Annotated in this window: 19 protein-coding genes; 8 read left to right on the forward strand and 11 right to left on the reverse strand. The window is 38.6% G+C overall.

What is annotated here, in order from left to right; translation table 11 throughout:
* The first annotated feature begins 275 nt into the window (after positions 1-275).
* On the forward strand, positions 276-827 hold the full coding sequence (locus CXF64_RS07605; protein WP_101216726.1) for a hypothetical protein: 552 nt from the start codon (positions 276-278) through the stop codon (positions 825-827).
* On the opposite strand, the gene CXF64_RS07610 is transcribed toward CXF64_RS07605, so the two are convergent.
* Positions 824-1,627: a M61 family metallopeptidase gene (locus tag CXF64_RS07610; RefSeq protein WP_101216727.1), complete on the reverse strand. Its 804-nt coding sequence runs from the start codon at positions 1,625-1,627 to the stop codon at positions 824-826. The two genes, CXF64_RS07605 and CXF64_RS07610, sit on opposite strands and share 4 nt — an antisense overlap.
* A gap of 187 nt (positions 1,628-1,814) precedes the next feature.
* Between CXF64_RS07610 and icd the strand changes: the two genes are divergently transcribed.
* Positions 1,815-3,083 (forward strand): NADP-dependent isocitrate dehydrogenase, encoded by a 1,269-nt coding sequence (gene icd, locus CXF64_RS07615; RefSeq protein ID WP_101216728.1) that lies wholly within the window; start codon positions 1,815-1,817, stop codon positions 3,081-3,083.
* A 12-nt stretch (positions 3,084-3,095) separates the two neighbouring features.
* On the opposite strand, the gene CXF64_RS07620 is transcribed toward icd, so the two are convergent.
* From CXF64_RS07620 to CXF64_RS07645, 6 genes are all read right to left on the reverse strand, one after another.
* Positions 3,096-3,527 carry a hypothetical protein gene (locus CXF64_RS07620; RefSeq protein ID WP_024593381.1) on the reverse strand — a complete coding sequence of 144 codons (432 nt, stop codon included), beginning with the start codon at positions 3,525-3,527 and terminating at the stop codon, positions 3,096-3,098.
* Positions 3,528-3,957: 430 nt separating this feature from the next.
* Positions 3,958-4,164 carry a hypothetical protein gene (locus tag CXF64_RS07625; RefSeq protein WP_010554223.1) on the reverse strand — a complete coding sequence of 69 codons (207 nt, stop codon included), beginning with the start codon at positions 4,162-4,164 and terminating at the stop codon, positions 3,958-3,960.
* Positions 4,165-4,193: 29 nt separating this feature from the next.
* Complete coding sequence (locus tag CXF64_RS07630; protein WP_101216729.1) at positions 4,194-4,643, reverse strand: GNAT family N-acetyltransferase; 450 nt, start codon at positions 4,641-4,643, stop codon at positions 4,194-4,196.
* Positions 4,627-5,076 (reverse strand): hypothetical protein, encoded by a 450-nt coding sequence (locus tag CXF64_RS07635; protein ID WP_101216730.1) that lies wholly within the window; start codon positions 5,074-5,076, stop codon positions 4,627-4,629. Before CXF64_RS07635 ends, CXF64_RS07630 begins: the two co-directional genes overlap by 17 nt.
* An 87-nt stretch (positions 5,077-5,163) precedes the next feature.
* The gene (locus tag CXF64_RS07640; RefSeq protein WP_133120254.1) at positions 5,164-5,496 is read right to left on the reverse strand and encodes a hypothetical protein; all 333 of its coding nucleotides are present in this window, start codon (positions 5,494-5,496) and stop codon (positions 5,164-5,166) included.
* Positions 5,497-5,802: 306 nt separating this feature from the next.
* Complete coding sequence (locus CXF64_RS07645) at positions 5,803-6,750, reverse strand: LysR family transcriptional regulator (protein ID WP_101216732.1); 948 nt, start codon at positions 6,748-6,750, stop codon at positions 5,803-5,805.
* A 381-nt stretch (positions 6,751-7,131) separates the two neighbouring features.
* Between CXF64_RS07645 and aceK the strand changes: the two genes are divergently transcribed.
* The 3 genes from aceK to CXF64_RS07660 all read left to right on the forward strand — a co-directional run bounded on the left by aceK (position 7,132) and on the right by CXF64_RS07660 (position 10,245).
* The gene (gene aceK / locus CXF64_RS07650) at positions 7,132-8,904 is read left to right on the forward strand and encodes a bifunctional isocitrate dehydrogenase kinase/phosphatase (RefSeq protein WP_101216733.1); all 1,773 of its coding nucleotides are present in this window, start codon (positions 7,132-7,134) and stop codon (positions 8,902-8,904) included.
* A gap of 64 nt (positions 8,905-8,968) precedes the next feature.
* Positions 8,969-9,931 carry a zinc-binding dehydrogenase gene (locus tag CXF64_RS07655; RefSeq protein ID WP_010554229.1) on the forward strand — a complete coding sequence of 321 codons (963 nt, stop codon included), beginning with the start codon at positions 8,969-8,971 and terminating at the stop codon, positions 9,929-9,931.
* A 62-nt stretch (positions 9,932-9,993) separates the two neighbouring features.
* On the forward strand, positions 9,994-10,245 hold the full coding sequence (locus tag CXF64_RS07660; RefSeq protein WP_007582532.1) for a DUF2999 family protein: 252 nt from the start codon (positions 9,994-9,996) through the stop codon (positions 10,243-10,245).
* 81 nt (positions 10,246-10,326) lie between these two features.
* Here the strand turns inward: CXF64_RS07660 and CXF64_RS07665 are convergent, their stop codons facing one another.
* Entirely contained in the window at positions 10,327-10,827 is a 501-nt protein-coding gene (locus tag CXF64_RS07665; RefSeq protein ID WP_007582534.1) for a fasciclin domain-containing protein, read from the reverse strand.
* 182 nt (positions 10,828-11,009) lie between these two features.
* On the opposite strand from CXF64_RS07665, the gene lepB reads away from it, so the two are divergent.
* The gene (lepB, locus tag CXF64_RS07670; RefSeq protein ID WP_007582535.1) at positions 11,010-11,660 is read left to right on the forward strand and encodes a signal peptidase I; all 651 of its coding nucleotides are present in this window, start codon (positions 11,010-11,012) and stop codon (positions 11,658-11,660) included.
* Positions 11,661-11,741: 81 nt separating this feature from the next.
* On the opposite strand, the gene CXF64_RS07675 is transcribed toward lepB, so the two are convergent.
* Positions 11,742-12,389, reverse strand: coding sequence for a bifunctional 4-hydroxy-2-oxoglutarate aldolase/2-dehydro-3-deoxy-phosphogluconate aldolase (locus CXF64_RS07675; protein WP_024593389.1), 648 nt, complete (start codon positions 12,387-12,389; stop codon positions 11,742-11,744).
* 116 nt (positions 12,390-12,505) lie between these two features.
* Positions 12,506-14,527 (reverse strand): methionine--tRNA ligase, encoded by a 2,022-nt coding sequence (gene metG / locus CXF64_RS07680; protein ID WP_007582537.1) that lies wholly within the window; start codon positions 14,525-14,527, stop codon positions 12,506-12,508.
* 187 nt (positions 14,528-14,714) lie between these two features.
* On the opposite strand from metG, the gene apbC reads away from it, so the two are divergent.
* Together apbC and dcd are read left to right on the forward strand one after the other, a co-directional pair.
* A complete protein-coding gene (gene apbC / locus CXF64_RS07685) occupies positions 14,715-15,791 on the forward strand; it encodes an iron-sulfur cluster carrier protein ApbC (RefSeq protein ID WP_033026641.1) in 1,077 nt (358 codons plus the stop codon).
* Between the two features lie 6 nt (positions 15,792-15,797).
* Positions 15,798-16,382, forward strand: coding sequence for a dCTP deaminase (dcd, locus tag CXF64_RS07690; protein WP_007582539.1), 585 nt, complete (start codon positions 15,798-15,800; stop codon positions 16,380-16,382).
* Between the two features lie 16 nt (positions 16,383-16,398).
* On the opposite strand, the gene CXF64_RS07695 is transcribed toward dcd, so the two are convergent.
* Positions 16,399-17,184, reverse strand: a complete 786-nt coding sequence (locus CXF64_RS07695; protein WP_101216741.1) for a CLCA_X family protein — start codon at positions 17,182-17,184, stop codon at positions 16,399-16,401.
* Positions 17,185-17,198: the final 14 nt, after the last annotated feature.

Genomic DNA, 17,198 nt, shown 5'->3' on the forward strand with positions numbered 1-17,198 from the left:
CAGTGTTGACGATCTTTATGACACTTTTGCGATGATAGTAAAAAATCATCTCGGTATTATTCAAGGGGTTCTCGCCGTACAATAACTTAGCTTTCAAATATACGTTTTGCGGGGCTTACTGGATCAGGGTAAATGGTTAACCGCGGCGGTTTCTTTAAACCAGAGAGGGAAGGTAACTTATATATAAATTGTGTGCAAGCTATTTTTGTAAAAATATTTATAATAAATCTTATCAACTGCTTACAAAGCCCATTTTTAGTTACCAAAGGATAAGTATGAATTACCTAATAGTGAGTGATATTTATGGTTTAACCCCTGCTTTAAGGAAGTTATCACAGGTAATTAGTTCAAATTTAGTTATTGTTGACCCTTACAATAACAAGTTTCAAGCTATTGAAAGTGAACAAGATAGTTACAATAATTTTATACAGCAGTGTGGCCATGATAAATACACCGACAAACTTCAAAAATGCTTTGAGAGTTTAAAAGTGCCAACGACGTGTATTGCTTTTAGTGCAGGGGCAAGTGCAGCATGGCGGGCACAGTTATTAACAGGCAATACACACCTTAAAAAGTTAATTGGCTTTTATCCGTCGCAAATTAGACATAATTTAAATTTAAGCGCAAAAGTACCCTGTGAGTTCATATTTCCAGCAAGTGAGAGTCACTTTAATGTTGATGAAGTTATTAAAGCTTTAAGCACCAAAGCGAATGTTAAGTGCTATAAAACCAATTTTTTGCATGGTTTTATGAACGAGTACTCAACCAATTTTAACGCGCAAGGGCTTGTTGAATATAGTAACTATATAAAACAGAGCAGCCGTTAAAGCGTGTTTAGCTGCTCTTTACTAATATCAGGAAAATCGGTGCGGGTATTATATTTTGCATACAGCGTTGTAAAAACGCTACTACCGGATAGCTTATCTAACTCTTTTATAAAGGTTTTAGCACTAGATCGAGCGGGTCTACAGCATACTTGATACTGTTTTATTATACCCGCGACAGATAAACCTTGTTTTTGTAGCTCCAAATCGGCCTGTGCAAAAAAAGCCGCACCCGTCCAATAAACACGTTGCTGGGCTCGTTGTTTCCACATATCGGCAGAGAGCTTATCAAGTGGCTGTGTTTTAGTTTTAGTTTGCAGGCGGGCACGATCAAATCCTGCATTTAAACGTTGTACAAATTGCGGCTGGGTAATTATACCGCTGTCACGCATTATTACGTTTTGCATATAACTGGCAAAACCCTCGCTAAGCCAAAAACCGGAGTAGGGAAGTAGCGGCAAATATAAATGCGAAAGTTCATGGTATAGCGTCCAATCTTTAGTGAATGCATTTAAACTGGCATAGCGATCTATATGTAGTTCAAGCCCATCGGGGTTATTGCGCTTAACTGTAGCCCACGGTACAGGCTCAAAAGCAAAGTATTGCGGTTTTAAATAAATAGGCAATGTGGTTTGTTTTAAAGGTCCCAGTGTATTTTGTGTTTTTTCAACACTTTGATTAACCCATATAGACACCGTATTTTGAGCATTACTTGAGAGCGAGCTAAGGTTATGTATGACTACTTCAACGGCTAATGCGTTAAAAGAGCTGATTAATAGTAGCAGTACAAAAAAGAATTTCATTAAAATGCTCCACTGTAATTTAATAATTGGTACGAAAATTCTAATATACAAGACCAACTAAATGGATAAATAATCACGCCTAATTCTTTATTTTTTAAAATGATAGTAACTATAAAAGTACAAATACAGACACTCCTAGCTAAGCATGGTTTAATCAATTAATCGTTATTTTAAGTTAGGTTTAGCCATGACGTATCAGCATATTCAAGTTCCTGAGCACGGCCAAAATATCACTATTGATGCACAAGGACACTGGCAAATACCGTTAGAACCTATAATTGCCTTCATTGATGGCGATGGCGTGGGTCTAGATGTTATGCCGGTAATGCGCCATGTTGTTGATAGTGCAATTGAGCATTGTTATAAAAGCGCACGGAAAATTCATTGGATGCAGGTTTATAATGGCGAGCAGGCCGCAAAGCTGTACGACGGTGATTGGTTTCCACAAGAAACAATTAACGCGGTACGTGCCTGTAAAATTGCCATAAAAGGGCCGTTAACCACACCACTAGGTGGTGGCTTTCGATCTCTTAATGTTGCACTCAGGCAAGAAATGGATTTGTTTGTAAATATGCGCACTATAAAAGGCTTTAGTGCACTCCCTTCTCCTTTAAAAAACCCTTTTTTAACAAACATAACAGTGCTTCGTGATAGTAGCGAAGACGTGTACTCAGGTATTGAGTGGCAAGCAGGCAGTGTAGAAAGCGAAAAAATGCTCGATTTTTTATGTGAGGAAATGGGCGTAACCCGCCTAAGGTTTTCACAAGAGTGCGGAATTGGTATTAAAAATATATCTAAAGAAGGCTCTGAGCGACTAATGCGCTTTGCAATTAACTATGCACTTAAAAACGATAGTGAATCATTAACGCTAGTGCACAAAGGTAATGTACTTAAATTTACCGATGGTGCATTTAAGCGTTGGGGGTTTGCACTTGCACAAAACGAGTTTAATGCCACTGCACATGAAAATGGGCGTTGGTTGCAAATAGAGCGAGCACACCAAGCGCCCTTAATTATTAAAGAAGTCATAGCCGACAACATGCTGCAACAATGTTTAATGCATCCAGAGCAATTTGATGTAGTGGTTACTACTAACCAAAATGGTGACTTTTTAGCTGATATGCTCAGCGCACAAGTTGGTGGTGTTGGCATAATGCCTGCTGCAAATTTAAATAACGATGTCGCATTTTTTGAGCCTACACATGGCACGTTTGAACGTATAGCAGGGCAAAATAAAGCAAACCCCAGCAGTAGTATTTTAAGTGCGGTATTAATGCTTAAATTTATGGGGTGGGACGAGGCCGCATTACTGATAGAAAATGCGTTAGAGCAAACATTTAAAAGCGGTGAAGTAACCTTTGATTTAGCGCAAGAGCAGTCCGATAACTCAAGTATTCATAACTCGATAACCTTAACTTGTACTGGCTTTGCAAAGAAGGTTATCGAGCACTTTTAAATACATCCATTATTAAGCTGCTGAGGCAGTTTTTACTCTGTGCATACAAGGGCGGTTGGTTAACTGCGCTGCACGATGGTAAATCTCATGTGCTTGAGGTTCATCGCACTGTGTACCACTAAGCGTATCCATTAACGCAACAACAATAATTGCAGGAACCTGGCAGCAATATTCGTCTAAAACGGCTTCCGTAGTTTGTGCATCTACATGGCAAAGTGGATGATTTTTAAGTTGGTATGCATTTAATAATGTATCAACTTCTAATACATCATCTGGTTGATGCTTTGTTTTACGGCATTTACAACCAAACTCGTCAACTAAAGTAGCTAACGCTTGGTAAGTTTCAGTGGTGTTAGCCTTAGTGCATAACTGCTCTTCGATGAACTGATGCAAGTTAACATCGATGAATAATCCGTCTTGGCGTGTGAAAGAAGTTGTTGTCATAATAATTACTCTTAGTTTGTTGGCTTAACTTCACTCTAGCGCTAAGTGTATTATTAATAAAATTGTTGTTTTCAATAACTGATATTGATTTTATCAATAGTAAGATTTAATGGTTAATAGAACGCAGAAAACAATCTTAAATAATACTAATTAATTTGGTGCAATGCGGTGAAAGTGTGCACAAAACTGGAACAAAGGGAGGAGTTGAGGAATAAAGAAGGAATCTTAGTTAATTGTTTTTATTGAATTTTAATTATTTTATGAAGTTGGTACTAAGCTTGCTAATAATACGCTGTAGGTAGATTCCTATATCGACGATTTCCAAAAGCGCCACGGTATTTTCCCAAAGTTGAATACCGTGGCGCTTTTTTATTTTTCGCGTGTATTTTATTTATCCGTCACAATAGCAATAGCAATAACAATAGTAATGTTAAATTTTAATAAAGTAGGGAATAGCTACTAAAATACCGCCTACAATCAACAGCATGCTAACACTGGTCATAAAGTACGGAAAAACCAATAATGACAAACCAATACAAAGTGGCACTACGGCTTTTTTTCTTCGCCCGTAAGTAAGGTAGCCAATACCTATGCCGCCAAACAAAACACTCCACGCAATTATTGATGCACTATCCATTTATAAATTACCTATTTTGAAATACTGATTTAAATTACAACCGACATAGCCAGTTTTTCAATACCATGTGAAGGAGTCCATCTTTTAAATTCCACGAAGCCATGCTTTTTATATAAATTTATTGCAGGAGTATTAGCAACCGCAGTCTCAACTCTTGCATGAGAAAAATCATCCATTGCTAAAACATAACTTATTAGCTTACTTGCGATACCTTTTTTAAAATGACTAGGATCAACGGTTAAACTACAAATATCTAAACACTCGTTGTTTGTATCTACTTCAATAACAGCTACTAAACATTCTTTTTCGCTGTAGCCATAAAAAGTTGTTTCTGACTTTTTTATACCTTTAATATTACGCGCTAAAGGAGGGAAGTTATGCGCGCCGATCAGTTTAGCCTCAATAGCATAGGATTTTTGAAAGACAGCAAAAATTTTATTTGCAGTATCGTTATTCTTATTATTAAGTTTGTTTATCATTGTCTTCTTTTTTAGAAAATAAAGCATGAATACCATATGCCGTAATAAAACCTCCGGCACTAATTGTGAAAAAAAGAAATAAATAAAACTTTTTCGGGTTATTTTCTAAAGATGCCACTGCCGGCTCATTGTATCTCTTATAAATGACACCACTTTCGTAATTAAAATAGCTGCGCAAAAGAATAAACAAACCTAAAACAATACACAGGAGCGCTTTACTTGTTTTCTTAGTGTTCTTTTTAGCTATTACTATTTGTTGCGCAGCTTTTGGCTCGTTACGATTTGGTTTAGCTAATTCATCTTTAAGGCGTTTGTAGTTCTCTGGATATTTATGTGAGTCAATACTTTCAATTGCTTCGTTTAATTCACTAAGTGAATAAGCAGAGTAATCAATATTTATAATAATCTTCCTTAAAAGGCTCTTAAATAACACTTACACAGCAAGGTTTTTAAGTTGTTGTTATTTAATGATATTTTTATAATCCGATTAAGTTTATTTTAATGTAGCAAAGACTTGAGGTTAGTCACTTTTACTTTCATATTTAAACTCGAATGAAACTATTGCAGCCAATATACCTCCAGTCGCTAATATAGCAGCGCTAAATAACATCTCCCATAATAATTTTTTCAACAGTAGAGTCTGATGAATATTTGTAAATATTACGCTCCAAGTTTGTTCAAAGTTGTATAAATTAACAACTTCATGAACATCATATAAAAAAGTACCTAACCCATTCAAAAAGTATGCAAGAGCTATATAAACAAAAAATCGTGCAGTAAATAAGAGGGTTTTTAAATTATCAGTTTCAACTTTAGAGAAAGGAAGAAAGCTAATTTTGGTGACCTTGCTCATTATAAGTGAACACTTCAAATATAGGTATTGGTACATAAAATTCCATTTTTTAATATGTCTTAGGTTATTGATAACGAGTATCTAAAGTTATTGACTTTATATCACTAATTAAGAATAACGCAGTACCTATTTTGATTCAATTCTTCAGCGAACACTGTATTTGAGTTCTAGCTTTTTCATTAGATAGTTTTTAACTCAATGTATTTAAAATGCTAACCAAGCTATTAGCTCAAAATAAGATGATTCAGTACATAGCACAGGCACTCGCATTAGGCTCTTGAGTACTAATCAAAGGTTTGCTCTTAATTACCTATCTGCAATCGTTTTAGCAAACGCTAATAATTCACGCCTTAACCATTGGTGTGCAGGCGCGTGGTGTAGTAGCGGGCTCCATATCATTTTTACCTCAATAGGCACTATTTGAAATGGTACAGGGCTGATTACTAAATCAGTATGAGAGGTTAACAATTTAGCCTGCCTGCGCGGTAGGGTGGCAATAAGTTGCTCTGATTGGCAAAGCAGGCTTGCGACCATGTAGTGGCGAGTAAAAACACGTATTTTACGGGTTTGTTCTAGTTGCCAAAGGGCTTCGTCTACCCAGCCTAATTTTTGCTTACCTGATTTATTAGTAACAGCGGCCTCTGGTCCCCAGCCTGCACGGTTTACCCAAATATGTTCTTTTTGTAAGTAGTCGTCTAACCCTGAATGTTGTAAAAATGTATTTTTAGGATGCGTTAAACAACAGTAGTTATCGCGCCAAACACTGGCCTGATGAAACGAGCGAGGGAGACCGTTAAAGCGGTTTATAGCTAAATCAATAGTGCCTTTTTCCATATCTTGTAGGTTTACGTCGCTTGGGCTCAATACATCAAAATTAATACCGGGGTTTTTACTAAGCTGCGCCGTTATAAAAGGGGCTATTAAGGTCGACTCTATATAGTCGTTTGCCATTATTCTAAACGTAACTTCAGCGGTTGTAGGGTTAAACTGCTCACTAGGCTGCGTAATAGCTTCAGCCATTTTTAATAGGGCCTCAACTTCAGGCTTTAATGCAAGTGCCTTTGCCGTTGGCGTCATAGAGCCTGCGGCACGCACAAGTAGCGGGTCGTCAAATAAATCGCGCAAACGTTTTAGCGCATTACTCATAGCTGGTTGCGTAAGAGCAAGTTTATTTGCAGCTTTTGACACACTTTTTTCATCTATTAACACATTTAAGTAAACGAGAAGGTTAAGATCGACATTTCTTATATTCATATGGGCGTGTTGGCCTTTCAGGGTTGAAATTTGTTCAATCTAGGGGCGATTTAATCGCGGCGCGAGGTTTGCCACCTAGTGGGCTAAGTAAAAATCGAGTAACAAAGAGTTAATCGTCCCTAGAAAGAACCCTATGGGCAGTGTGTATTTGGCCTTTATGCAGCGTTAAAGTACATTTATGGGGAGTCACCACACTACATGTACTTTGCCTTGCTTAAAAACCAAATACACGGCTGCAAAATTAACCTCGAAAGGTCAATACGCCCAATAAATTCTATTTATATGCTTTATTAATTATCTAAATTAAAGCCTGCTTGCTAAGGTGTAAACCATTAATAAAAAATAACCGCCATAACTGGCATCAATATAAGTGCTGTATTTATGCAAAATAAGCTAACAAATCAATCTAATAATGCGCTACAACACGTTGTAGCCAGTAAGCTTGCACGATCTGTTTTTGCTGGATTTGAGGCGATGTTTTCGCAATTTTTAAATATTACACTGGGTGCACAAAGCCGTTTTGAACAACGACAGTATCACAGTGTACAAAGTGCTATGCGTGAACGTTTACAGGTGTATGAGCGCGAAGTTAAAAACGTGAGTGAAGCCGTGAGAGTTATTGCTTATGCTGAACTTACTTGCCCGCAAACGTGGCAGTTAGCTAAAAATATTTACGGCGATATGGTAGAAAATCACGAAAATAAACCTATTGCGCATACCTTTTTTAACTCAACGTTTGGCGCAATTTGGGACGATAAAAAAATTCGTACTGTGCATTTGTTTGTATTAAAAGCAAAGTATCGTAGTGAGCCGCGCTCTTATGAAAGCTTAGTGAGCAGGGTATCGCTACATAATGGGTTTAATAACGCCGTTAAAACGCTTATCACTAATCAAGTATTTAGAGTGCCGTTTAGTCATTTAGAACGCGATGTAGCCACATTACAAAGTACGTTAATGCAAGGCGCTAAGCAGCAATGCAAACAGGTGTACGAACTTATAAATTTAAACGATGGGTATATTGAATACGCCAACTCATTATTTTTTAGAAACAAAGCCTGTTATTTAATTGGGCGCTGCATTGCTAAAAATGGCGACAATATGCCTTTTGCTATCGCTATTTTAAATACCGATGAGGGATTAAAGCTTGATGCTGTAATGATGGGCGCCGATCAATTAAGTTTATTATTTGGTTTTGCACGCACCTATTTTATGGTTGATACCGATAAGCCCGCTCGTTATGTAGATTACTTAAGTGTGTTAATGCCACATAAACAACGCTTTGAGTTATTTAACGCCATTGGTTTTATAAAGCACGCCAAAACTGAGTTTTATCGGCACAAGGTTGATACGACTAAAAATAGCCCAGCCAACTTCAAGTATGTTACAGCACCAGGGACGCCGGGTATGGTAATGCTGGTATTTACTATTGAAGGGCTAGATTACGTTTATAAAGTAATTAAAGACAAATTTAGTGCGCCAAAAACAGCCACCAAAGCACAAGTGAAAGAAAAGTATAACTTTGTAAAACAAGCCGATAGGGTTGGTCGTTTGGTAGACACACACGAATTTAGATATTTAGCGTTTGATTTAAGCCGTTTTAGCGACGAGCTGCTTGAGCAGATGAAAAGCCAAATTGGTAGCAGCATGGTTATATCTGGCAAGGCACTTATTTTAAAGCACGTTTATGTTGAGCGTAAAATGACCCCGCTTAATTTATATATTACCCAATGCGATAACAAAACCTTAGAGAGAGTTATGCATGATTACGGTAAAGCAATTAAAGAATTAGCCGGTGCTAATATATTTCCGGGCGACATGCTAATGAAAAACTTTGGCGTAACGCGATGGGGGCGAGTTGTGTTTTACGACTTTGACGAAATTTGCCCACTAACCGATTGCAACTTTAGAGAGGTGCCACAAACCCAAAATGCACTTGAAGAGCTAAGTAGTAACTCGTATTTTGATATAGCTGAAAACGATATATTTCCGAGCCAATTTAATGTGTTTTTTAGCGCCAACGAGATTGCGTTTAATTATTTTAATAATGAGCACAGTAACTTGTTTTTAGCGACGTTTTGGCAAGGTTGTCAGCAACAAGTACACAATGGTTTTCTACCCGATGTTTATCCTTACAAACAAAGTTGGCGCTTTTGAGGTTGTTTGAATCTGTGTTCATCCCCATCTATATGTTATTACAGTTTTTAAACTTGGAGCAACAATGAAATATATTTCTCATGAAGATGGTAATCTTGCATTTAGTGAAACCGAAAAACCGGTTTTAAAGAGCCATGAAGTACTTGTTAAAGTTGCAGCAATAGGTGTAAACCGTGCAGACAGTATGCAGCGCCAAGGTAAATACCCGGCCCCTGCGGGAGATAGTCCTATTTTAGGTTTAGAATGTGCCGGTGTTGTTAGCGATATTGGTGGTAAAGTTGATAGAGTTTGGCTTAATAAACGTGTTTTTGCTTTGTGTTCTGGTGGCGCTTACAGTGAATATGTAGCCGTTGATGCAAAGCAGCTTATGGAATTACCCGATGATGTAACAATGGCTGAAGGCGCAGCAATAAGCGAAGTGTACCTAACAGCATTTGGCGCGTTATTTGAGCTTGGTAAATTGCAAAAAGGGCAAACAGCGCTTATTCATGCAGGTGCTAGTGGTGTGGGCGGTGCAGCAATTCAAATGGCTAAAAGCGCAGGTGCTACCGTGGTTATTACCGCAGGTACGGATGACAAATGCCGACACGCAAAAGAACTCGGTGCCGATCATGCAATTAACTACAAAACCACCGACTTTGTAGAATATATGAAAGCAAATGAGTTAACAGCAAATGCAATTGTAGATCCTGTTTCGGGGAGTTACTTAAATAAAAATGCCGCTATTGCAGCGATGGATTGCCAAATTGTGATGCTTGCATTTTTAGATGGACGCTTTGCAGAAGTTGATTTTGCCGCGCTTTTACGCAAACGTATTTCGTTTCATGCCTCAACGCTTAGAAATCGTAGTATTGAGTTTAAACGCCAGGTGCGCGACGACTTTGTAGCGCGTTTTTACAATGATATTGCCACTAAAAAGTACGACTTTAACCTGTATAAAACATTGCCTTGGAGCGACGCAAACGAAGCTCATGCTATTTTAGAGCGTAATGAAAATGCTGGTAAAGTTGTTTTACTTGTAGAGTAACTCTTTAATTTTAGGGTTTAGCCCATATACTAAGCCCTATAAAAAACACTTAAGGTTTAATAATGAATCCAATACTAGCAATACTTAAAGAGCACAATGTAAGCGACGAAAAAGTAAAAGCATTGTTTGAAGCGTTTACTCAAAACCCAATGATGGCAATGGCGCTTGTTCAAGAGCTTGGTATTCCGCCAGAAAAACTACAGCAACTAATGGCAGTCGTAATGACTCAACCGCACCTTATTAAAGAAGCGACTGATGAACTTGGTTTAGATTTTGAAAAAGTAAAAGAAGCGAAAGAAAAACTAAATCAATAATTTTTTATGTGATGAAACAAAAATAAATAAAAGAGCATAAGTATTTACTTATGCTTTTTTATTTGGCTTATTCTTTTATGACTACTCTTTTGGAAGTAGTACGGTGTCGATAACATGAATTACGCCGTTGCTTGCTTTTACATCAGCTTTTACAACTTTAGCGTCATTTATCATTACGCCCATGCTGTCGGCTTTAACCATAACTGATTGGCCTTGTAGTGTTTTCGCACTATCTACCTTCATTACGTCGGCTGCCATCACTTTTCCAGACACTACGTGATAAGTTAATACCGCCGTTAGCTTGTCTTTGTTTTCAGGCTTGAGTAGCATTTCAACAGTGCCTTCAGGTAATTTAGAAAATGCAGCATCTGTTGGTGCAAAAATAGTAAACGGTCCTTTACCTTGCAGTGTTTCAACTAAACCTGCGGCTTTAACAGCAGCAACAAGAGTAGTGAACGAACCATTTTCAACGGCTACTTCAACAACGTCTTTTTTCATACCATGATGATCAGCATAAGCCATTGTAGTAAATCCAAGGCTTGCAGTTGTAAACAATAATGCAGTAGTAATTTTCTTAAACATTTTATTTTCCTTTAAGTTAATACCCGTTGGTTTCGTTAAATGTTACGACGCTCTAAATTTAATCGATCAATTAAAATTAGTAGTCAACATGTTTTGTTACATCATTGATTGAACTGCAGCTAATTAGCAAAGTCATATAAATAGTTACTCAATTAAAGACTTGTTCAATTGAAGGAATAGGCATGAAATTAGTTTATAAGTTTTGGAAAAATAACCGCTCTCTTATCGTATTTATTGCACTGATGAGCGTATTTAGAAGCGCTGTTGCCGATTGGTACGAAGTGCCAACAGGCTCAATGAAACCGACCATTCAAGAAGGTGACAGAATACTTACCGATAAAATGGCCTACGATATTCGCGTCCCATTTACGCACATAAAATTACTTAAATTAGCGGATCCACAAGCTGGTGATATTATTGTTTTTGACTCACAAGCTGCCGATAACCGTTTAATTAAACGTGTAATTGGTGTGCCAGGAGACACCGTTGCGCTTGAAAATAATGAGCTCATTATTAATGGTAAAAAACTTAATTATGCAGATCAGCGAAGCAACATAGACTCGCTTGATAAAATTGAAGATTTAAACGGATTAGAGCATTCGATAAGAGTGGCAAATATTCCTTCACGTTTATCGGGGTTTGATGCAATTACAATTCCTGATGATTATTACTTAGCAATGGGCGATAACCGCGACAATAGCGCTGACTCGCGTGTAATAGGTTTAATTCCGCGTAACGAGTTATTAGGAAAAGCAGAGCGCGTTATAGTGTCACTTGATTACGATAATTATTACCTACCAAGAAAAGATCGCGTATTGAAAAAGCTGAATTAATTAGTAGTAATTAATTTTGTATAGCGCCCAATCAAATTTTATGAGCACACATTTGGCTATTTTATAAATAAAATAAACTGCCTATTTAGGCAGTTTACTTATATAGTTTTTTACAAGCTTGGTAAGGTGGCTACGCTCTTGTTCGGTATTTAATACCTTACAAAAATCGCCACTTACTGCCGCGCCACAAGCACCTGCTTCAAACCATTGTGATAAATTATCTAAATTCACACCACCAACAGGTATTAATTGTGCTTCTGAAAATGGACCTGTTAATGCTTTAAAGTAACCAACGCCCATACTGCCCGCAGGAAATACCTTAATAATATCTGCCTTATATTCAATTGCATTTGCTACATCGGTAGGTGTTAGCGCGCCCATTAATACTGGTAACCCGTGCTGGTGGGCAAGTTCGACAACCGATTTGTTGGTATTTGGCGTTACAATAAACTGCGCGCCTGCATCAATTGCTTGCTGAGCAAGGGTGGTGTTAATTATTGTGCCTGCACCAATAAGTGCGTTTTTATGAGCTGCACGAGCTTTTGCTATTTCTTGCTCAAAGCCCGGTGTATTTGACGTGATCTCGAGTGCGTTTATGCCCGCATTAACTAAACAATCAATTAATGGTGCTACATCACCTTGTTGCTTTAAGCGCAGTATGGCGACTAATTTGTGTTGTTTTATTTGGCTACTTACTTTTATTCTGTTGGCATCTAAAATTTGGGTCATAATTACAATTCACTTTATTTAATACAGAGGCATTCGTATTGAATATACGACTAAACATTGCTTTTGCCCATAAAAAAACCGCTGATGTATCAGCGGTTTTTATTGTATGAGTAATATTACATTACGCGCATACCAGGCTCTGAGCCGTCATCTGGGTTAAGAATATAAATTTCTTTTCCGCCAGGACCTGCTGCTAATACCATGCCCTCAGACATACCAAAGCGCATTTTACGAGGCTTAAGGTTAGCGACCATAACGGTTAACTTACCTTCGAGATCCTCTGGTGCGTAAGCTGATTTAATACCTGCAAACACTTGGCGAGTTTCGCCGCCTAAATCAAGTGTTAGCTTAAGTAGTTTATCAGCGCCTTCTACGTGCTCTGCTTTAGCAATTTTAGCTACGCGTAAGTCTACTTTTGCAAAGTCATCAAATTCTATTTCGTCGCTAATCGGCTCTTTTGCAAGTGGGCTGTTAGGGTCAATAGTTACTTTTGGCGCTAAGCTTTCTTTAGATTCTTCAACCATTTTATTTACTTTATCCATTTCAACACGCTGCATTAACGGTTTAAATTTATTGATAGGGTGGCTTACGAGAGCATTTTGAACGCCGTCCCATGCAAGGTCGTCATTTAAAAATGCTTGTACGTTGTCGGCCATTTCTGGTAGCACTGGTTTTAAGTAAGTAATTAAAACGCGGAACAAGTTAAGACCAAGAGAACACACTTCGTGTGCTTCTTGTTGCTTAGTTTCGTCTTTAATTAATACCCAAGGTGCTGCGCCATCAATAAATTGGTTTGCTTTGTCGGCAAGCGCCATTATTTCGCGAATTGCGCGGCTGTAATCGCGGTTCTCATAGTGTGTTGTAATGCTAGGTGCAGCCGCTTGAAACTCTGCTAACAGCTCTGGTTGCATAATAGTGCTGCTTAGCTTGCCATCAAACTTTTTAGTAATAAAGCCAGCACAACGGCTCGCTATGTTTACTACTTTACCTACTAGGTCCGAATTTACGCGTTGTGCAAAGTCTTCTAGGTTTAAATCAAGATCAACAATACCGCTGCTTAATTTTGCTGCGTAGTAGTAACGTAAGTACTCTGGGTTTAAGTTATCTAAATAAGTACGCGCTTTAATAAACGTACCCTTTGATTTAGACATTTTTTCGCCATTTACAGTAACAAAACCATGAGCGAATACGTTAGTTGGCTTTCTAAAATTAGCGCCTTCTAACATTGCTGGCCAAAATAAGCTGTGGAAATAAATGATGTCTTTACCAATAAAGTGATAAAGCTCAGCGTCTGAACCTTCAGCCCAAAACTCATCAAAGTTGATGCCTTTTTTATCACATAGGTTTTTAAAGCTCGCCATGTAACCAATAGGTGCATCTAACCAAACGTAAAAATATTTGCCCGGTGCATTTGGAATTTCAAAACCAAAGTAAGGCGCATCACGGCTAATATCCCACTGCTGCAGGCCATCGGTAAACCATTCGTCTAGCTTGTTAGCCATTTCTTGTTGAATAGTGCCCGAGTGTAACCACTCTTTTAGCATGCCTTCAAATGCTGGCAGGTCAAAAAAGTAATGTTCAGAATCTTTAAGTACAGGCTCTGCACCTGACATTACAGAACGCGGATTAATGAGTTCGGTAGGGCTGTATGTAGCACCACACGAATCACAACTGTCGCCGTTTTGGTTTTCAGATTTACACGTTGGGCAAGTACCAGTTACAAAACGATCGGGTAAGAAAATACCTTTTTCTGGATCGAATAATTGCGAAATAGTGTGCTTTTTAATATGACCGGCATCGTTTAGGCGGTTATAAATAAGTTCGCTTAATTCTTTGTTTTCTTGGCTATGCGTACTGTGGTAGTTATCAAATTTGATATTAAAGTCAGCGAAGTCGCGTTGGCGCTCTATGCTCACTTGTTTTACCATTTCTTCAGGCGTGATCCCTTGCTTTTGCGCATTAAGCATAATTGGCGTGCCGTGGGCATCGTCTGCGCAAACATAATAAGCTTCGTGGCCCTGTAGTTTTTGAAAACGTGACCAAATATCAGTTTGAATATATTCCAATAGATGACCTAAGTGAGTAGGGCCATTTGCATAAGGTAATGCGCTGGTAATCAGGATCTTTCGCTGCGTCATAATCATTCCGAATTGAGGATAAAACGCCGTTTTTATTATACAAACGGCAATTATCATTAATTTATCTACAAGCTATCTGCTTAGAGTGCGCACAGCTTATGGATTTTTATTAATTGACTGGTGTTAATGCCCTGAATGTTACATAATTCCGTGGCACTTTTCATCAAAGAAACGCTATTTAATTGCTATGTTTGGACTGTCGAAACTATTCTCTTCTAAATCGGTGCAAAAACAACCGATTATTACTGCCTTAGCGGCATATCGTAGTGCGGCTTTTGCCGTCGGTATTGACGAAAGCTTCATTGATACTATTACTCAAAATGACGATAAATCACTACACATTAAATTAACCCTGCCATTTGCTGGGCAATCAGAAATGCCTTTAGTTGAGCAACACGTAAGTGAAAGCTTAAATGTGCCTGTAACAATTAGCGCCAAGGTTATCATTAAAGAGGCAGCTAAGTTTAAGGCGATTAAACATATTGTGCTTATTGCCTCAGGCAAAGGCGGAGTAGGTAAGTCGACTACTGCCGTTAACTTGGCGGGCGCCCTTAAAAACGAAGGCGCAAAGGTGGGTATTTTAGACGCTGATATTTATGGCCCATCTATTCCAATGCTTTTAGGCTTGGTAGGCGCAGAGCCCGTAACTAAAGATAACAAACAGCTACAGCCTTTTGATGCAAACGGCATTAAAGCGCAGTCAATTGGCTTTTTAGTCCCAAGCGATGACGCCACTGTATGGCGCGGACCAATGGCGTCAGGCGCACTTAGCCAATTGCTTAACGAGACTGATTGGGGTGAGCTTGATTACTTAATTGTGGATATGCCACCGGGCACCGGTGATATTCAACTAACAATGAGCCAAAAAGTACCAGCGAGCGGTACTGTTATTGTCACTACACCGCAAGACTTAGCCCTAGCCGATGCGCAAAAAGGCATTGCTATGTTTAATAAAGTAAACGTGCCAGTGCTGGGCTTAATTGAAAACATGAGTTATTACATTTGCAGCCACTGCGGTGAAGCTAACCACGTATTTGGTAAAGACGGTGCACAAAAACTGGCGCACAAGCACGGCGTGCCCGTACTTAGCCATATTCCGCTTGCAATAGATATACGTGAGTATTCTGAGCAAGGAAAACTTATTGCCAACGATAACGACGCGGCGATAAGCAAAACATACAGCGCAGCAGCGAGGCTTATAGCCAGCACGCTCTATTATCAACAGCATCACAATGCAATTGAAATTGTGATTACAGAAGATTAGTAAATAATGAGACTTTCAGACACACATATTAATGAATACCTAAGCGATGGTCGCATTGTTATTGAGCCTGCGCCAACAAGTGACATGATTTCAGGCGTAACTGCCGATTTGCGATTAGGTAATAAATTTAGAACTTTTAATGCGCATAATGCAGCATACGTGGATTTAAGTGGTCCAAAAGATCAGTTAAATAAAGCCATGGAATCAATCATGAGTGAAGAAATAGTGCTTGATGAAGGTGAAGCATTTTTTTTACACCCAGGTGAACTTGCACTTGCTATAACACACGAAAAAGTAACTCTGCCAGCAGATATAGTAGGGTGGTTAGATGGACGCTCATCGCTTGCGCGTTTGGGGTTAATGGTGCATGTAACCGCGCACCGAATAGACCCAGGCTGGAGCGGTAATATTGTTTTAGAGTTTTACAACTCAGGTAAATTACCACTGGCGCTTCGCCCACTGATGAAAATTGGGGCTATGAGCTTTGAAATGCTATCGGGCCCGTGTGAAAACCCATACAACATCCGTAAAGATGCAAAATATAAAGATCAAAACAGTGCAGTAGCAAGTCGTATTAGTGACGATAAGTAATCACCAAATATAGACATTACTCGTCTATTTTATGAAGCGCATAACCCAGTAGTTCAAAGTACTGGTTAAGCGCTTCATTTGCTTTATTAATATGCCCAATATTTGGGTATATTAAATTACTACTTTGTAAGCCCCCCACTAAAAAGCTATTTTTTATATTTGAATGCTGCTCAATACAGGCTTCAAAACAACGTGCTGCAAGTTCTTCTGGCATGCTCATATAATTCATATTGTGAGCCTTATCGTGTTCTATACACGTTTGTACAAAGCTATTTGCATCAATACCATCTTCATCTAAAAATACATTTTTATAAAAAGTGTTCAAAGCATTATTAAGTGGATGCGATAAATTAGGCGTGTTTGAAAGCCATAATTTTGAGGCAAAACCAAATCGCGGTTTTGCTGCAAATAAATGCTCGCTTATATGATGATCAAACGCATGAAACCATTCGTGAGCAAGTGCACCACCGCCTGCATTTTTTGCAAGAGCAAGTGTTTGAGAGGCTGCATTATAATGCGCTTGCACACCTTTTTGACCACCATGACCAAATGCAAAGTTAAGTTTGCCACGAAGACCAATAGCTTTGGGCGGTAAATGCAGTATTTGTGCAAGGTCGGCCAGTGCATCGTAAATTAAATTAGCGCTAATGTAGCGCTCTTCTTTAGTTACCCATTTACCGACGACCATTGACCTAAAGCCAAAGGTATCTCTTATATCGCTAAAGTCGACTTGGTCGTCAAAGCGATAGTCGGGGCCTTGGCGAGTAAAGCCACGTTTTAGCCTGTTAGGGTAGTTACGCATTGCAAGTTTCATAT

The sequence above is a fragment of the Pseudoalteromonas sp. GutCa3 genome (genome assembly GCF_002836155.1).
In the GTDB taxonomy this organism is placed as follows: Bacteria; Pseudomonadota; Gammaproteobacteria; order Enterobacterales; family Alteromonadaceae; genus Pseudoalteromonas; species Pseudoalteromonas arctica.